10 protein-coding genes are annotated in these 17,385 nt (G+C 44.1%); 9 read left to right on the forward strand and 1 reads right to left on the reverse strand.

The window, feature by feature from the left end; all coding sequences use genetic code 11:
* Window positions 1-518: 518 nt before the first annotated feature.
* The 3 genes from ACJMLT_RS04610 to ACJMLT_RS04620 are packed head-to-tail and all read left to right on the forward strand — an operon-like array spanning window position 519 to window position 7,603.
* Window positions 519-5,333, forward strand: a complete 4,815-nt coding sequence (locus ACJMLT_RS04610) for a nicotinate-nicotinamide nucleotide adenylyltransferase (RefSeq protein ID WP_405727272.1) — start codon at window positions 519-521, stop codon at window positions 5,331-5,333.
* A 21-nt stretch (window positions 5,334-5,354) separates the two neighbouring features.
* A complete protein-coding gene (locus ACJMLT_RS04615; protein WP_405727275.1) occupies window positions 5,355-6,545 on the forward strand; it encodes a lactate dehydrogenase in 1,191 nt (396 codons plus the stop codon).
* Window positions 6,542-7,603, forward strand: coding sequence for a flavodoxin family protein (locus ACJMLT_RS04620; protein ID WP_405727278.1), 1,062 nt, complete (start codon window positions 6,542-6,544; stop codon window positions 7,601-7,603). The genes ACJMLT_RS04615 and ACJMLT_RS04620 overlap by 4 nt, the downstream gene beginning before the upstream one ends.
* Window positions 7,604-7,698: 95 nt before the next feature.
* Here ACJMLT_RS04620 and ACJMLT_RS04625 read toward each other — a convergent pair whose 3' ends face one another.
* Complete coding sequence (locus ACJMLT_RS04625) at window positions 7,699-8,280, reverse strand: ANTAR domain-containing response regulator (RefSeq protein ID WP_405727281.1); 582 nt, start codon at window positions 8,278-8,280, stop codon at window positions 7,699-7,701.
* Between the two features lie 381 nt (window positions 8,281-8,661).
* Between ACJMLT_RS04625 and ACJMLT_RS04630 the strand changes: the two genes are divergently transcribed.
* Genes ACJMLT_RS04630 through guaA form a run of 6 tightly spaced genes read left to right on the forward strand, consistent with a single transcriptional unit; the run spans window position 8,662 to window position 17,370 of the window.
* Window positions 8,662-10,761, forward strand: coding sequence for a glutamine synthetase III family protein (locus ACJMLT_RS04630; protein WP_405727284.1), 2,100 nt, complete (start codon window positions 8,662-8,664; stop codon window positions 10,759-10,761).
* A gap of 34 nt (window positions 10,762-10,795) precedes the next feature.
* Window positions 10,796-12,373, forward strand: coding sequence for an asparagine synthase B (gene asnB / locus ACJMLT_RS04635; RefSeq protein ID WP_405727287.1), 1,578 nt, complete (start codon window positions 10,796-10,798; stop codon window positions 12,371-12,373).
* Between the two features lie 15 nt (window positions 12,374-12,388).
* The gene (gene purC / locus ACJMLT_RS04640) at window positions 12,389-13,102 is read left to right on the forward strand and encodes a phosphoribosylaminoimidazolesuccinocarboxamide synthase (protein ID WP_405727290.1); all 714 of its coding nucleotides are present in this window, start codon (window positions 12,389-12,391) and stop codon (window positions 13,100-13,102) included.
* Window positions 13,103-13,114: 12 nt separating this feature from the next.
* Window positions 13,115-14,392 carry an adenylosuccinate synthase gene (locus tag ACJMLT_RS04645; RefSeq protein ID WP_405727293.1) on the forward strand — a complete coding sequence of 426 codons (1,278 nt, stop codon included), beginning with the start codon at window positions 13,115-13,117 and terminating at the stop codon, window positions 14,390-14,392.
* 11 nt (window positions 14,393-14,403) lie between these two features.
* Window positions 14,404-15,819, forward strand: coding sequence for an adenylosuccinate lyase (gene purB, locus ACJMLT_RS04650; RefSeq protein ID WP_405727296.1), 1,416 nt, complete (start codon window positions 14,404-14,406; stop codon window positions 15,817-15,819).
* 15 nt (window positions 15,820-15,834) lie between these two features.
* The gene (guaA, locus tag ACJMLT_RS04655) at window positions 15,835-17,370 is read left to right on the forward strand and encodes a glutamine-hydrolyzing GMP synthase (RefSeq protein ID WP_405727299.1); all 1,536 of its coding nucleotides are present in this window, start codon (window positions 15,835-15,837) and stop codon (window positions 17,368-17,370) included.
* The last annotated feature ends 15 nt before the right edge of the window (window positions 17,371-17,385 follow it).

Raw genomic sequence — 17,385 nt, forward strand, 5'->3', positions numbered from 1 at the left:
GACTCATTTTAATGCAATGAAATGTCCGTTTCAAGTGGATAGATGTCTTTTTGGCACTTTTTTCGACGTTTCTGGATTTTGACAGAATTATTCTGTTTTTTTCGATTTTTTTTGGGAATATTGAAATTGGAATAAATTATTTTATTGTGAAATATTTTGATTTGTTAAAACTATTCAGAAAATGAATGGATCGGTTTTAGAAATTGGATATGTGGTTGAAAAATCTATAGATTTTAGGAAGGCTATTTGGCTGTTTTATGGGATACATAAATTATCTGATGAAAAATAGTGATGTGATGCGAAAAATGGAAATTTAAATTGGATAAATTTACTATATTGATTAAAATTGTGTTTATTGCGCAAATTGCATATTATTGTTTGCGAAGTAGCAGTTTAAAAAGTGGAATATAAGGTAAAATGAATAAAGCCATAAGAAATTTATATAATTATGATGAAAATTATCTATTGAAATGAAATATGTGGGACAATATAATTGGGGAAAATGAGGGGGTGTTGAAATGAGAAAAAAACAAACCTTTGCAATATTTAAAGCATTGCAGGAGGCTTTGACAGAAAAATGTTTTCTGGAAAAAACCGCATGCAAAAGGAAGGACATTCTATATTTGCTGGAAAAGGAATCGTGGAGTGCAGGTATCGATGCCATCTTGCAGGAAGAAATATCCTGCGAATCAGTCGTGCTTCTTTGTTCTGATGCTATGGATACATTGGCAGATAAAAGGCCGGAAAAGGGCTGGTTGTCGCATATTTATGACTGGATCCTGAAAAGGCTTTTTGATGGAAGAGAAGACATCAGTCTCAATGAAGGAACGAATGCCGCGGTTATGTTTTATCTGGAGGTACTGCGTGTATTTTTACAGTGGGAAAAGGAGAATTTCCCTTATGAAAGGACAAGAGATTTTCGTTTTGCAACCGCAGAGGAAATCGGAGAGAGCCCGTATCTGGAACAGTATATTTGCTTCCTGCAGTCATTCAGGATGGATTATGTGCAGGAGCTTATGCGTATTGGCAGAGAAATTATGCCCTTTGATACATTGGCCCATGTGGCAGGGGTACATCATGTAGCCATGCATATTGGCAGGCAGCTTAAAAAGGCGGGTGTACCCGTTGATTTGGGATTGATTTCCGGCGCAGCAGCAGGACATGATATTGGCAAATATGGCTGCCGGGATATGGAAATGAAACGAATCCCTTATCTGCATTATTATTATACGGATCAGTGGTTTCGGAGACATGGACTGTTTGAGATCGGTACCATAGCAGCGAATCATTCCACGTGGGATTTGGAACTGGAAAATTTACCAGTGGAATCTCTGATTCTGATTTATGCTGATTTTCGGGTAAAGAAGCAGGGATATCAAAATGGCAAAGAAATGATGGGCTTCTTTTCTTTGGAAGATTCCTTCCGTGTCATACTGGAAAAACTCGACAATGTTGATGATGCCAAGGAAAAACGCTATCGCCATGTATATTCCCGGTTACAGGATTTTGAAGCATACATGAAAAGTCTCGGGGTCAATACAGACCTGAGCCGTGAAGAACTGGTGCCTGTCCATCAGAAAGAGAAGGCTTTGCTGACAGTTGGAGAAACAGTGGAAGTATTCAAAAATATGGCAGTGGATCACAATATTCGCTTGATGCATAAACTGAGCAGGGATATTTCTTTCGGGGAAATTTTGGAGGCTGCCAGAAGCAGCAGAGACTGGAAAGATTCCCGTGCCTATCTGAATATATTTTCAGAGTACCATACCTATATGAGTCAGAAGCAGAAACAGATGGTCTGTACCTTGCTGTATGAATGGATGATTCACAAAGAAGGGGACATTCGCCGACAGGCAGCGGATCTGCTGGGGGTATTGATTGCCGGATATGATATAGAGTATTCCAAGGAACTTCCTGAAGATGCCATACCTGTAATGGCGGAAACCGACAGTTTTGTTCTCTGGAGAATGTATCTGGAGCAGATCATTTATCCCGACCATAAAATGACAGATCGGCATCGCCGTTGGCTGGGCTATGGATTAAAGCGTGTGGTGCAGGCTCTGGCAGAAAACTGCCGAAAAAAGGATTGGGAGAAATATGCTGCGGAACTTCTGAAATATTATCAGGATCCGGAACAGTCGGCGGATACAGTTTTTATCCTGATCGATACGATAGAATCCGTTTTAGAGCAGGAATTGTCGCAGAGAGATAAAAGTCTGTTATTATCTTTTTTGAGAAAGCATGGGTCTGCAGCACCTCAGGAGACAAGAGCGGCAATTCTTCTTGTATTAAAGGAGATAGACGCAAAGGATTTTGCGGTAGAGATTTGTTCTATTGCAGAGTCTATACCTACAGAAGAAAATATTGCGCTACAGTATCTACAGTATTGTATTGCGGAAAAATGGGATACAGGAGATCTTTTGAAATCCTTTCCGGAAGAACGTATCTGGCAGGAGGAATCCATTGTTTCGGATATTTTCCTGGATAACCTGAAGGCGGCGACGCCATGGAAACTGAAGATTATCCATATTGAACTGCTGTATGAACGCATTCGAAGGGGGAATCCTATGCCATTTCTGCATGTGGCGGCTCATCTTTCTAATTTGCTGAAAGTCAGTGAGCAGGTAGCAGTACGCCATTTTGCCGGAGAAACGCTGGTGCGGCTGGCACCGTTTCTTTCAGGGGATCAGTTGAATGAAATCACCATTGAACTGATGAAAGGTCTGGAAATCGGTGCTTTTGAATTTTCAAAATATATTCCGGAATATCTGGGCAGGTTTGTCATGTATCTGCATCCAAGGGAACTGGACGAATTTCTGCTGGATCTATATTGTTTGTTAATCAGCACCAATGACCGTGTGGCAGGTGTTGCACTGGATACACTGGGAGTTATGCTGCGCAGTTATGGCGCATACAGAGAACGATTTGACGAAAAGGAAACTATATATCAGAATCGAAAAAAACAGATGCTGGGAATGCTTCTGAAGGGATGTTCCAGTTATCAGGAAAATGTGAGCAGAGAAGCGTTTTATGTGGTAGGACATGAACTGTTTGCTGGAAAAATGCTTTCCATAGAGGAGAAAAAAGATTTTTTTGCGATTCTCGGCAAAAAGCTTCTGTTACTTTCTGCAAGACATGAAACGGCAGAATTGACTTTTTTCAATGATACGATGACATGGAATCATATTTATCATTTTTTGAGTGCATATTTGTTTGAGAATGGGGAAATGACCTTTGTGGAACCAGAGAAAATCGCCTTTTTTCCTGGCACCTATGATCCCTTTTCTCTGGGACATAAGGAGATTGCCAGAGAAATCAGAGATATGGGGTTTACCGTATATCTGGCACTGGATGAATTTTCCTGGTCGAAGAAAACGCAGCCCCATCTGGTACGACGCAAAATTATGGAAATTTCCGTTGCTGATGAAGAAAACATTTATCTGTTTCCGGAAAATATCCCTGTGAATATTGCAAATTCGATGGATCTGAAACAACTGCGACAATTGTTTCCCGAAAAAGAGGTTTATATGGTTGCCGGCAGTGATGTGGTTAAAAATGCATCTTCTTATCGGATGCCTGTAATGGAAGATTCCATTCAGACCTTTCCACATATTCTTTTTCTGCGGGAAAGCGGAATGGAAGCTACGGTGAAAAAAGATAATCCATATGGATGTATTGAGAATACGGTTCTGGAACTGAAATTGCCTGCATATTTCGAAGATATTTCTTCTACCCGTATCCGTGAGAATATCGACCAGAACAGAGATATATCCCATCTGATCGATCCGATGGCACAGAACTATATTTATCAGTATGGACTGTATTTGCGGGAACCTCAGTATAAGCACTTGCTGGAAATAGAATCTGTAGAAATCAGGCATTATTCGGGCGCGGAAGGCTGGGAACTGCTGCAGAAAAATATGGATTGGAAAGGACCATATTTTTCTGCTTTGAATGAGAAGAACAGTCGTATCACATTGGTTTTTGGACAGAAAAGACAGGTGGATGCGGTCATGATTTACAGACATATATCTACAACAGAACTGTATGTCGAATTTGGAGATATGGATACGGCGGCGTATATTCGGGAGCATACTTCTGGCAAGATCGTTCTTTTCACTGATTGCTGGATCAGGGAACATTCGAAAATCGATGACCTTCGTCAGATCCTTCTGACGGAAGCACTGGCAAAGTGTCTTGGTGAAGATTTTACCTATGCTGTGTTCAGTCCTGCTGGAGGCAGGGTAGAAAGAAAACAGAAGGAAGTTCTTCTGCGGCAGGGCTTCGTTCCTCTGGAACATGAAGGGGAAAGGGAGATTTTTGTTGTGGATATGAAAAATCCGATCACCCTTTATCACAATATGCAGACAGCACTGAAAGAACCCTTTCATAGAAATGAACGAGTATTGCGTACCCTGCGGGAATCCCATCAGAGACTGCAGGCGGCACTGACAAAGCTGTATCCAGGAGAACTGGTTATTTCCTTTGATGCAGGTATTCTGCAGAATCAGCTGATTGACCGCATTACAAAGGCAAATCAGGTGCCGAAGGAAACGCTGCCGGTGCGTATTCTGGGTGAAAAAATGTGTGTACCTTTTGGCAAGATACTGAAAGGGATCGTGATTCCAAATACGGTAACAAAGATGCTTCATACAGAAAAAGCATTCCGGCCGGATATTCGGTCTTTTCGTATCAAGGAATTTCCGCAGTATTTGCCCTTGGATTGTCAGGTGCGAACGATCCGGTCCTTCCACAGAAAGGCGATCCTTGTGGATGATCTGCTGCATAAAGGGTATCGCATCCGAGAGTTGGATCCAATTTTCAAACAGGAAAATGTGGAGATCGACCGTATTATTGTAGGCGTGCTTTCCGGCAGAGGCAGAGATCTGATGGAGATACAGAGAAGAACGGCAGAAAGTGTGTATTTCATTCCTTCTCTGCGGGTATGGTTCACGGAAACATCTATGTATCCCTTTATCGGAGGGGACAGTGTAGAGCGGGAGAGCGAAATCATAGGGAATCTTCTGCCGTCGGTCAACCTGGAACTGCCTTATGTGATGCCCGGGTTCATTGAAGATGCACCACGGGAAGCAATTTATGACTTATCGATGACATGTTTACAAAATACAAAAGAAATATTACAGGTGTTGGAGGAGGAATATCAGCGCATCTTTGCACGCAGTCTGACATTGGGCAGATTAAGCGAGGCAGTGATTTCTCCCAGATGCCCCGATGAAGGAAGTTGTATGCAGTATGATCAGCACCTTTCGGCATCGGTTTATCTGATGAATGATATAGAACGACTGATCCGCCTGCAGAATCTTGTGAAATAAAGATACTAAGGAGGAATGGATATGAAATGCGAAATGTGGAAAAACGGCATACTCGTTCCTGTAGAACGCCCGATGGAGCAGGCAAAAGGCTGTTGTCGCCTGACCGATCTGGGGCAGTTGGCGAAAGAAGGACTTTTCTGGCTGGATCAGAAACAGTTGGACAGAAAGGCTGAAAAACTCTTTGTCGCAGAAAAATGTGTGCTGATCGATGCGATAGAGAAAGGGCAGGCCACATTGGTGAATCTGTCCTATGGCACCATGGAAGAATGGAAAAAACGAATGGAAAAGGAAGTAAAACCCAGAAAGAAAGTACATCTTCTGGCATTGGGAGATGTAGGCAGTATGGTTCTGACCACTTTGAAACTGCTGGGTGGGGATTGTATAACAGAACTGGGGATTTATGATGTAAATGATGCAGTTTGCAGACGATGGGAAAGTGAGCTGAATCAGGCGGCATATCCATGGGCATATGATGCCTTGCCGGAAGTGGTCATTCTGAAAGAAGAGGAACTGTTTGATTGTGATGTATTTGTGTTCTGTGCATCGAAAGGGATTCCTCCTGTGGGAAGTGATATAAAGGATGTACGGATGGCACAGTTTGAAGCCAATAAAGAACTGATTTCTTTTTTTGCAAAGAAGTCGAGAATAGCAGAATTTAAGGGGCTTTTTGCTGTTGTTTCCGATCCGGTAGATCCTCTTTGCAAAGCAGCGTTTCTTGCTTCCAATGAGAATATGGAGGGGCAATTTGATGGAAAAGGACTCCTGCCAGAGCAGATACAGGGCTATGGGCTGGGCGTAATGAATGCCAGAGCGGCTTATTATGCCAAACAGGATGCCCGTTTTGCTTCCTTTCTGACAGAGGGAAGAGCATACGGTCCTCATGGGGAGAACTTAGTGATCGCCAATAGCATTGAACACTATGACGATGCTTTGTCAAGAGAACTGACACACCTTGCCGTAGAAGCGAATTTGCGAACCAGAGAACTGGGATTTAAGCCTTATGTAGCACCGGCCATTTCTTCAGCGGCGATATCCATTCTGCTTACCCTGCGTGGAGAATGGCATTATAGTTCTAATTTTCTTGGTGGTGTTTATATGGGCTGCAAAAACCGTACCACAGAATACGGGCTGGAGATGGAAGCACTGCCTTTGCCCGAAGCCTTATTTTCGCGTATAGAAAAAGCATATCAAAGTCTGGAGGCGATCCTATGAAAAGAAAACTGACTTTGGTTTATCCACAATGTTCTGATGCGAAGCGCACGGAACGGCTGAATGCTTTATTGAAAGAGATTCTGAAAGACTATGATTGTAAGGTTATCAGATATGCAGAGGAATTTGCGCCGCTGAAAAATCAGAGGATTCTGTTTGCGATCCCGTTGGGGATTTCAGGGATCAATCTGGAGTATTTCCATTTTTTGAAGATCCTGCGTACCCATACAGATATGCTGGAAGGCAGTGTAGGGGGCATGATTGTTGATGGGGAAAGCGAACTATATACAAAATCTGTTGCCAGAGAGTTCATGTTTACTGCAAATCAGGCAGGCTGTGCATTCCCCGGCAGAGCCATGGTAGAGGGAACGGAATCTCTGCAGAATTTTAATATACAGGCTATGCGGCTGGAAACGGATAATCTGACAGCATATCATATTGCCTCCAGAGAAATGCTGGAGAGGGTGATGGCTTTTGAACCCAGACCAAAGAAAAAAACCAATATCCTTGTTCTTCATGCCAGCAATTTTCATACTTCCAATACATCAGCCCTCTGGAATATGGTAAAGGGAAATCTTCATGACTGTGAAATACAGGAAATATCCCTCCGAAACGGGACAATTCAGGATTGCAGCGGCTGTCCGTATCGTATGTGCATGCACTACAGCGAAAAATCCAGTTGTTATTATGGTGGTGTCATTGCGGAGCAGGTCTATCCAGCTATTCTGAAATGTGATGCGCTGGTGCTTCTGTGCCCCAATTATAATGATGCCCTCAGTGCAAATATCACGGCATTTATTAACCGATTAACAGCACTATTCCGCAAAACGGCATTTTATGAAAAGACGGTTTATGCCATCGTGGTTTCCGGGTACAGTGGCGGAAATATTGTGGCAGAACAAGTGATCAGTGCCCTTAGCATGAATAAAACCTTTCGTTTGCCGGCACGCTTTTCCATGGTGGAAACGGCAAATGATCCGATGAGCATTCTGAAGGTGGATGGCATTGAGGAACGGGCACATGCTTTTGCAGACAATATGATGCAGGCGCTGGTACAGTAGGAATGACAAAAAGGCTTCCGGCAATTGCCGGAAGCCTTTTTGCTGTCCACTATTACAATTTATATTTGAAGGAGAGAATAGAATGATCATAAAAGCTAAAGGGAATACATGCGGATGATGTCTTCCGCAATCTGCCGCTTGGAAAGGCAGCGATCCATAGCCTGTTTTTCAATATAATGATGAGCATCTGTTTCGTTCATTTTCAATTCACTGATCAGAAGCCATTTTGCGCGGTTAATTATACGAATGTCATCTATTTTCTGTTCGATCATATGGGTTTCGTTCTCTGAGAGCCTCAGGTGTTCTCTTGCACTGCCCATCCATTTCAGAGCCTGTGTGATGATGGACCTGGAGGTAGGCTTTGCAAGTGTGAAGATGCCATGTTCAATAACTTCGTCATTGACTTCATCAAAAAGGTCCTGTTTGATGAAGAGTAAAACGACAGTACCTTTTTTTCTGCATGCTTCTAATGCAAACAGTTTGCCAGAGGCATCTGCCAGAGGGGTATCCACGAGGATCAGATCAAATTGCTGCTCATTTAGAAATTCTTTTGCAGTCCGTACGCTGTAGGCGGAACAGACTGAGGGATAATTGGAAGGGGGAAGAAGAGATTTCAGAACAGCATGAAATGTTGAGGAAGAAGATAAAAGTAAAACATTGTATGCAAGATCTTTCATGGTCACCCCTCCTTTTGAGATGTACTCGAATAATGGGGAAAGGCGCCATTTTGATACAGAAACTGTATAAAAATGAACGCCTTTGCTCATTACCTAAAGTATAATGCCGTATTTGATTTTTGTAAATTCAGAATTAATGATACCTTATCTCAGAAAAAATTATAGTGTGAGGAGTTGACAAATGTTTGTGGCGGGTGTATTATACGATCCATAAAGGCAAAGGCGTCTTTGAGAATCACACACTCAAAGGCGCCTTTTCTTTATTTACCTGTTCACACCTCAATGAACTACTATTTCCGGGCAAAGGCAAAGGCGTCTTTCTTATGATGACATGAGAAGGATCCCTTTGCCTTTTTTAATGAAAAAGAAGGAGGAATTATGATGAAAAAAGAAACGGTTCCTGCATATTTTGGAAGCATGGTATTTGATGACAGAGTGATGAGAGCGATGCTTTCATCAGATGTTTATGCGTCCTTGAAAAAAACTATCGACGAGGGTGCAAAACTGGAAAGCGGTGTAGCAAATGCTGTAGCAATTGCAATGAAAGATTGGGCGGTTGCCAATGGTGCAACCCATTATACACACTGGTTCCAACCTCTGACTGGAATTACTGCAGAAAAACATGACAGCTTTATCACACAGTCCCCTGATGGCGGCGTAATTATGGAATTTTCCGGCAAGGAATTGATCAAAGGGGAACCGGATGCATCTTCTTTTCCTTCTGGCGGTCTAAGAGCCACATTTGAAGCCAGGGGCTATACAGCATGGGATCCTACCTCCTGTGCGTTCATCAAAGGAAAAACGCTGTGCATTCCTACTGCCTTCTGTTCTTATGGCGGGGAAGCACTGGACAAGAAAACCCCTTTACTGCGTTCTATGCAGGCACTGAATAAACAGGCATTGCGTATCCTGCGTCTGTTTGGCAATGAAGATGTGAAATGTGTCCGAACAGCCGTTGGCCCTGAGCAGGAATATTTCCTGATTGATAAGGAAATGTATGAAAAACGCCGAGACCTGCGTTTTACGGGCAGAACGCTTTTTGGTGCAAAGCCGCCCAAAGGACAGGAATTGGATGATCATTATTTCGGTGTTATCAAACCCAGAGTTGCAGCCTATATGGAGGATCTGAACGAAGAACTCTGGAAGCTAGGTATTCTGGCTAAAACAGAGCACAACGAGGTTGCGCCTGCGCAGCATGAACTGGCTCCGATTTATACGACGACGAATGTTGCTACAGATCACAACCAGCTGACCATGGAAATTTTGCAGAAGGTAGCCTCAAGGCATGGTCTGGTATGTCTGCTGCATGAAAAACCCTTTGCAGGCGTAAATGGCAGTGGCAAGCATAATAACTGGTCCATTTCTACAGATCAGGGCGTGAATCTGCTTTCTCCTGGGGATACACCTTATGAAAATGCACAGTTCCTTCTGTTCCTCTGTGCAGTTATCAAAGCTGTAGATGATTATCAGGATCTGCTGCGCGTTTCCGTTGCAACGGCTGGGAATGACCATCGTCTGGGGGCAAACGAAGCACCACCTGCGATTGTATCCATTTTCCTTGGGGATGAACTGAATGCTATTCTGGAAGCCATTGAAACCGATACGGCTTACAGAGGAATGGAAAAAACAAAAATGAAACTGGGGGTAAAGGTACTGCCCCGATTCAATAAAGATACAACAGACAGAAACAGAACTTCTCCCTTCGCATTTACAGGCAATAAATTTGAATTCCGCATGGTTGGTTCTTCTGACAGCATTGCCTGTGCAAATATGATGCTGAATACAGCGGTAGCGGAAAGCCTGAAGATTTTTGCGGATGAACTGGAAGGCGAAGAAGATTTTGAAACGGCTCTTCATGGGCTGATCCAAAGGACGATCAAAGAGCACAAGCGAATCATTTTCAACGGTAATGGTTATGATGACGCATGGATCGCTGAAGCGGAAAGAAGAGGGTTGAGCAATTATAGAACGACTCCTGACTGTATTCCCTGTGTGCTGGAACAGAAAAATGTGGATATGCTGACTGGACATCAGGTATTTACCTATCCGGAACTTCGTTCCAGATATGAGATCACGCTGGAAAACTACAGCAAAACAGTGATCATCGAAGCCAATACCATGGTAGATATGGCGAAGAATGAAATCATTCCCGCGGTAGAAAGCTATGTTCTGGAACTGGCAAAGACGGCCGCAGCGAAAAAAGAACTGGGAGCAGGTTTAGCTTGCAGATATGAAACGGAACTGGTGAAAAAGCTTTCCGGACTGACAGAACGAATGGCAGAAGCTGCTGACGCATTGGAAGATGCTTTGCTGAAATTGGGTGATGCGAAGGATATGCAGGAAGAAGCAAATGCAATCAGAGATACCGTTCTGGTAAAAATGTGTGAATTGAGACTGGCCTGCGATGAAGCGGAAACAGTGACAGCAAAGAAATACTGGCCTTTCCCTACTTATGGCGATCTGCTGTTCAGTGTGAATTAAGCGGGCTTTTGGATAGAGAAAAGAGGGATGAGAAATGTGTTCCATCATGGGTTATTGCGGAAAAGAAATAACAAGAGAACTATTTATGACGGGATTCATGCAGACGATTTCCCGTGGGCCTGATGCCAGTCATGTTGTTGATACAGGCAATGGGCTGCTGGGATTCCATCGCCTTTCCATCATGGGGCTGACTCCCTCTGGTATGCAGCCCTTTGAGATGGATGGCAGCTATGTGGTCTGTAATGGTGAGATTTATGGTTTTCAGAAGTGGAAAGAGGAACTTTCTGAAAAATATTCTTTCCGGAGTGAATCTGATTGTGAGATTTTGCTTCCTATGTATCAGGAGTATGGTGTGGAGATGTTTGCCAAGCTGGATGCCGAGTTTGCCTGTATCCTTTATGACGGCGAAACGCAGGAATATATCGCGGCCAGAGACCCCATCGGTATCCGCCCTTTGTATTACGGCTATGATGAAAAGGGCGTGATCGTTTTTGCCAGTGAACCAAAAAACCTGACCTGCATCGTTGAAAAAATCATGCCTTTTCCTCCCGGTCATTATTATAAAGGTGGAAAATTTATCTGCTACTGCGATATTGCAAAGGTGGACACTGTACATTCTGATGATCTGGAAACTGTCAGCAGAAATATCCATGACAAACTGGTCGCCGGTGTGGAAAAACGACTGGTTGCGGATGCAAAAGTAGGATTTCTTCTTTCCGGTGGTCTGGATTCTTCTTTGGTGTGCGCCATTGCGGCAAAGAAAAGTGAAAAGCCTATCCGCACTTTTGCCATTGGCATGAGCGAAGACGCCATCGACCTGAAATATGCAAAGCGGGTGGCAGAGTATATCGGCAGTGACCATCAGGAGATCATTATCACCAAGGAGGATGTGCTGTCTTCGCTGGAAACGGTCATCCATCTTCTGGGGACTTTTGATATTACGACTATCCGTGCCAGCATGGGCATGTATCTGATCTGTAAGGCGATCCATGAACAGACAGATATTCGTGTTTTGCTGACAGGGGAAATATCTGATGAACTCTTTGGATATAAATATACTGATTTTGCACCTGATGCAGCGGCATTCCAGAAAGAAGCGGAAAAACGTATCCGGGAACTGCATATGTATGATGTTCTGCGGGCGGATCGCTGTATTTCCGTAAATGCACTGGAAGCCAGAGTTCCCTTTGGGGATCTGGATTTTGTGAAATATGTCATGGCTATTGATCCGGAAATGAAACGGAACAAATACGGAAAGGGAAAATATCTGCTCCGTCATGCCTTTGAAGGAGATTATCTTCCTGAAGAAATCCTTTGGCGGGAAAAAGCAGCTTTTTCTGATGCGGTAGGTCATTCTATGGTGGATTACCTGAAAGAATATGCGGAAGGCTGTTATACAGACGCTGCGTTGGAAGAAGAAAAGAAAAAATATACACACGCGCGGCCTTTTACAAAAGAATCTCTGCTGTATCGGGAAATTTTTGAAAAATATTATCCCGGGCAGGGAGAAATGATCGTGGACTTCTGGATGCCGAATAAAGAATGGGAAGGTTGTAATGTAGATGATCCTTCGGCAAGAGTTCTGGCAAACTACGGTGACAGCGGAAAATAAAAGGAGAGAATACAAATGAAAAAAGGAAAACAGATTTACGAAGGAAAGGCAAAAAAGGTTTATCGTACGGATGACCAGCGCTTTCTGATCGTTTCTTATAAAGATGATGCTACAGCCTTCAATGGCTTGAAAAAAGGTACCATCGAGGGCAAGGGCGTCATCAACAATAAAATGAGTAATCTGCTGATGCAGAGACTGGAAAAAGCAGGGGTTCCCACCCATTATGTAACAGAACTGAGTGACAGAGAAACACTGGTAAAAAAGGTTTCCATTGTACCCTTGGAGGTCATTGTGCGTAATATTGCAGCGGGCTCTTTTTCCAAGAGGTATGGGGTAGAAGAAGGAATCGTTTTTGCATCCCCTACGGTTGAGTTTTCCTATAAAAATGATGACCTGGGAGATCCTCTTCTGAATCAGGCCCATGCAGTTGCCATGCATCTGGCTACAACAGAAGAAATGGAAACGATTAAAAAATATGCCTTTGCAGTGAATGAAGAACTAAAAAGATTCTGGGCAGAATGTGGAGTCACTCTGGTGGACTTCAAACTGGAATTTGGCAGACTGGCGGATGGAACGATCGTGCTGGCAGATGAAATCAGTCCGGATACCTGTCGTCTGTGGGATATGAAAACCGGCGAAAAGTTGGATAAAGACAGATTTCGTAGGGACTTAGGCGGCGTAGAGGATGCCTATACGGAAGTTATGGGGCGTCTGCTGCAGCATATCTAAGGAGATGAGTCTATGAAAAATTGTGCAATTGTCGGTATCAACTGGGGCGACGAAGGAAAAGGGCGTATGGTTGATCTGCTGACAGAAAAATATGATATTGTTGTTCGTTTTCAGGGCGGCGGCAATGCCGGACATACTGTGGTAAATGAATATGGCAAGTTTATGCTGCATCTGCTTCCTTCGGGTGTTTTTCGTAAGGATGTACTGAATATTCTTGGAAATGGCGTTGCTCTCGATCCGGAAAACCTCTGGCTGGAGATGCAGGAAGTTATAGAAAAAGGTGTCAGAATCACACCTGAGAATCTGAAAATCAGTGACAGAGCTTCGATCCTTCTGCCCTGGCACAGAGAGCTGGATGCGTTGGAGGAACAAAGGCTGCAGGAGAAAAAATTTGGTTCTACTAAGCAGGGGATTGCACCGTTTTATTCCGATAAGTTTCAGAAGAAAACGATTCTGGCGGGGGAACTGTTTTATCCTGAAGAATTGAAGGCCCATCTGATGGATCTTCTGGAGTGGAAAAATCTGACGCTGACAAAGGTATACGGTGCGGAACCTTATACCAAAGAAAAGCTGGAAATGTGGATGAATGCCTATTGTGAAAAAATAAAACCCTTTATCTGTGATACAACTGCGGTTCTGGAAAAAGCAAAAAAGGAAGGAAAAGGCATTCTGTTTGAAGCACAGCTTGGTTCTCTTAGGGATCTGGATTATGGGATTTATCCATATACTACTTCTTCTAATACAACAGCAGCATATATCCCGATTGGTTCCGGCCTGCCCTCTGCAGAGGTCAGCGATGTGGTTGGTGTAGTGAAAGCCTATTCCACCTGCGTCGGAGAAGGACCTTTTGTCTGTGAGATGTTTGGTGAAGAAGCGATTCAGCTGAGAGAGGCCGGTTTTGAATATGGGGCAAAGACAGGCAGACCACGCCGTGTAGGTCCCATCGATATTGTGGCAACAAAGTATGGCATAAAAGTACAGGCTGCAACGGAGATCGCACTGACAAAGCTGGATGTACTCAGTTATATGGAAAAGATCCCTGTCTGTACGCATTATATGCTGGGAGGAAAACAGACGGACGAGTTCCCGTTTCCTGTTGCTTTGCAGGAGGCAAAGCCTGTGATCGAATATTTTGATGGCTGGAAATGTGATATTTCTGGCGTAAGAACCTGGGATGACCTGCCAAAACAGGCGAAGGACTATGTGTCTTTTATTGAAACAGCCATTGGCTGTCCGATTACCTATATTTCTGTTGGCCCGGAGCGGGACAGCATTATTATCAGAAAGTAAGGAGAATTTCCATGAAACATAAATATGAATCCCCCTTATCCTCTCGTTATGCCTCCGCGTATATGCTGGAACTGTTTTCTGCAGATACCCGTTATCAGACGTGGCGCAGACTGTGGATCTCGCTGGCAAAAGCGGAGAAAGGACTGGGACTTCCGATCACGGAAGCCCAGATCCTGGAGATGGAAAATAACATTGAAAATATAGATTATGACTGTGTCAGTCTGCGGGAAAAAGAAGTCCGTCATGACGTTATGGCGCATGTGTATGCCTTCGGAAAGGTGGCTCCCTCCGCCGCTGGTATCATCCATCTGGGGGCAACCAGTTGTTATGTGACAGACAATGCAGATCTGATTCTTTATCGTGATGCTCTGTACCATCTGCGTACAGGGCTTTTACGGGTTATGGCAAATCTTGCTGACTTTGCAGAAAAATATAAAGCATTGCCAACACTGGGCTATACCCATTACCAGCCAGCCCAGCTGGTGACTGTTGGGAAGCGTGCTGCCCTCTGGTTGCAGGATTTTCTTTCCGATCTGGAAGAAATGGATTTTCTGATCGATCATATGAAATTTCTGGGATGCCGAGGAACAACAGGGACAGAGGCCAGTTTTCTGGAATTGTTTGAAGGAGATACAGAAAAAATTGATGAAATGAACCGGAGAATTGCTGCGGATTTTGGATTTGAAGATTGTTTTGATGTCTGTGGACAGACCTATCCCAGAAAGGTGGACAGTCGTATTTTGAACTGTCTTTCTGCCATTGCGCAGAGCTGCTATCGCATGGCAAATGACATTCGTCTTTTACAGCATGACCGTCAGTTGGAAGAACCCTTTGAAAAAAATCAGATTGGTTCTTCTGCTATGGCATACAAAAGAAATCCAATGCGTAGTGAACGTATCTGTTCTCTGGCCAGATACCTGATGGCAGATGCGGCCAATGCATCTATGACGGCCTCTGCGCAGTGGCTGGAGAGAACGCTGGATGATTCTGCGAACCGTCGGATCTCCATGCCGGAAGGTTTTCTTTGTGCCGATGCCATTCTGCGTCTGGCACAGAATGTTACAGACGGGCTGCATGTGAATGAAAGAATCATTGCAAAAACAGTAAAGGAATATCTTCCTTTTATTGCTACGGAAAACCTGATGATGGAAGCTGTGAAAAAGGGCGGCGACAGACAGGAGATTCATGAAATGATTCGGGTTTGTTCCCATGAAGCAACAGCGAAGATGAAAAATGGTGAGGCGTGTGATCTGCTATCCCGTCTGGCAGAAAGGAAAGAATTCGGATTGACAGAGGCGGAAATGGAAAACCTGCTTTCGCCGGAAAAATATATCGGCAGATGCCCTGAGCAGGTAGATGCCTTTTTACAGAAGATAAAGCCTCTGCTGGCAGATATGACCAGAGACGGCGTTGAAATCGACCTTTAAGAAGTAGGTGAAAAAATGAATGAAAAGATTCTGGTTTTGGATTTTGGGGGTCAATATGACCAGCTGATTGCAAGAAGAGTGAGAGAACAGCATGTATATGCGGAGATCAGAGGATATGACCATATTACTGCTGATGAAATAGAAGAAAACGGATATAAAGGGATCATTTTTACCGGAGGTCCCAATAGTGTTTATGAAGAAAACTCTCCCCAATGTGATCCGGTGATTTTTGAGTTAGGTATCCCTATTCTGGGTATTTGCTATGGGGATCAGCTGATGGCACATCTTCTGGGAGGTCAGGTGAAAAGTTCAGAAGCCTGCAGCGAATATGGGAAGACGAGAGTTTTTGTGACAGGAAGTATGTTGTTTGAAGGCATTCCTGAGGAAAACGTCTGCTGGATGAGTCATACGGACTATATTGCAGAGCTGCCGGAGGGCTTTCGGACGGTTGCCGTGACGGAAAAATGCACCTGTGCGGCAATGGAGGATGCGAAACGAAAGCTATATGGCGTACAGTTCCATCCGGAGGTGAATCATACAGTTTATGGGAAGCAAATGCTGTATAATTTTCTGTTTGAAATCTGTGGCTGTCGAGGTGACTGGAAAATGGAGGATTATCTGGAGCACAGTATCGAACGGTACCGCAGAGAACTGGCAGGAAAAAAGGTCCTTCTGGCGTTATCCGGAGGCGTGGATTCTTCTGTGGCAGCAGTGCTGCTGCAGAAAGCCATCGGAGATGATCTGACCTGTGTATTTGTGGATCATGGGCTGCTGCGAAAAAATGAAGGCGACTTCGTGGAAAAGACTTTTCGGGAAACCTTTGGTATGAATCTGATCCGCATTGATGCGGAAGCACGGTTTCTGACAAAGCTGAAAGGGATAACAGAACCTGAAAAAAAGAGAAAGATTATTGGTGAAGAATTCATTCGTGTATTTGAAGACGAAGGGAAGAAACTGGGCAAAATGGACATTTTGGCACAGGGTACGATCTATCCGGATGTGGTGGAAAGCGGCAAAGGGGATGCGGCGGCCATCAAGAGCCATCACAATGTTGGGGGACTTCCTGATGTGATCGCTTTCGAGGCGATTGTGGAACCTCTGCGGGAACTGTTCAAGGACGAGGTGCGAAAACTGGGAGAGCGGATGGGACTTCCGCATCAGTTGGTGTGGAGACAGCCATTTCCGGGTCCTGGCCTTGCGGTAAGAGTGATTGGTGAGGTTACAAAAGAAAAACTGGATATTCTAAGAGAGGTGGATGCCATTTTCTGCGAAGAAGTTGCCGGGGATGGGCTGGAAAACATGACCAATCAGTATTTTGCAGTGCTAACAGACCTGCGTAGCGTGGGCGTGAAGGGAGATGCCAGAACATATGGGTATACCGTTGCTCTCAGAGCAGTTACTACGGATGATTTTATGACAGCGGAATGGACAAGATTGCCTTATGAAGTTCTGGAAAAAGTCAGCAATCGTATTACGAACGAAGTGGCAGGCATCACCAGAGTTGTTTATGATATTACATCAAAACCGCCTGCAACAGTAGAATGGGAGTAAAAAACAGGAGGAATC

Source organism: Anaerotignum sp. (assembly GCF_045122575.1).
In the GTDB taxonomy this organism is placed as follows: domain Bacteria; phylum Bacillota; class Clostridia; order Lachnospirales; family Anaerotignaceae; genus Anaerotignum_A.

Coding starts and splice junctions, on each gene's coding strand:
- ACJMLT_RS04610 (WP_405727272.1), top strand. CDS start 519: ATGAGAAAAAAACAAACCTTTGCAATATTTAAAGCATTGCAGGAGGCT.
- ACJMLT_RS04615 (WP_405727275.1), top strand. CDS start 5,355: ATGAAATGCGAAATGTGGAAAAACGGCATACTCGTTCCTGTAGAACGC.
- ACJMLT_RS04620 (WP_405727278.1), top strand. CDS start 6,542: ATGAAAAGAAAACTGACTTTGGTTTATCCACAATGTTCTGATGCGAAG.
- ACJMLT_RS04625 (WP_405727281.1), bottom strand. CDS start 8,280: ATGAAAGATCTTGCATACAATGTTTTACTTTTATCTTCTTCCTCAACA.
- ACJMLT_RS04630 (WP_405727284.1), top strand. CDS start 8,662: ATGAAAAAAGAAACGGTTCCTGCATATTTTGGAAGCATGGTATTTGAT.
- asnB (WP_405727287.1), top strand. CDS start 10,796: ATGTGTTCCATCATGGGTTATTGCGGAAAAGAAATAACAAGAGAACTA.
- purC (WP_405727290.1), top strand. CDS start 12,389: ATGAAAAAAGGAAAACAGATTTACGAAGGAAAGGCAAAAAAGGTTTAT.
- ACJMLT_RS04645 (WP_405727293.1), top strand. CDS start 13,115: ATGAAAAATTGTGCAATTGTCGGTATCAACTGGGGCGACGAAGGAAAA.
- purB (WP_405727296.1), top strand. CDS start 14,404: ATGAAACATAAATATGAATCCCCCTTATCCTCTCGTTATGCCTCCGCG.
- guaA (WP_405727299.1), top strand. CDS start 15,835: ATGAATGAAAAGATTCTGGTTTTGGATTTTGGGGGTCAATATGACCAG.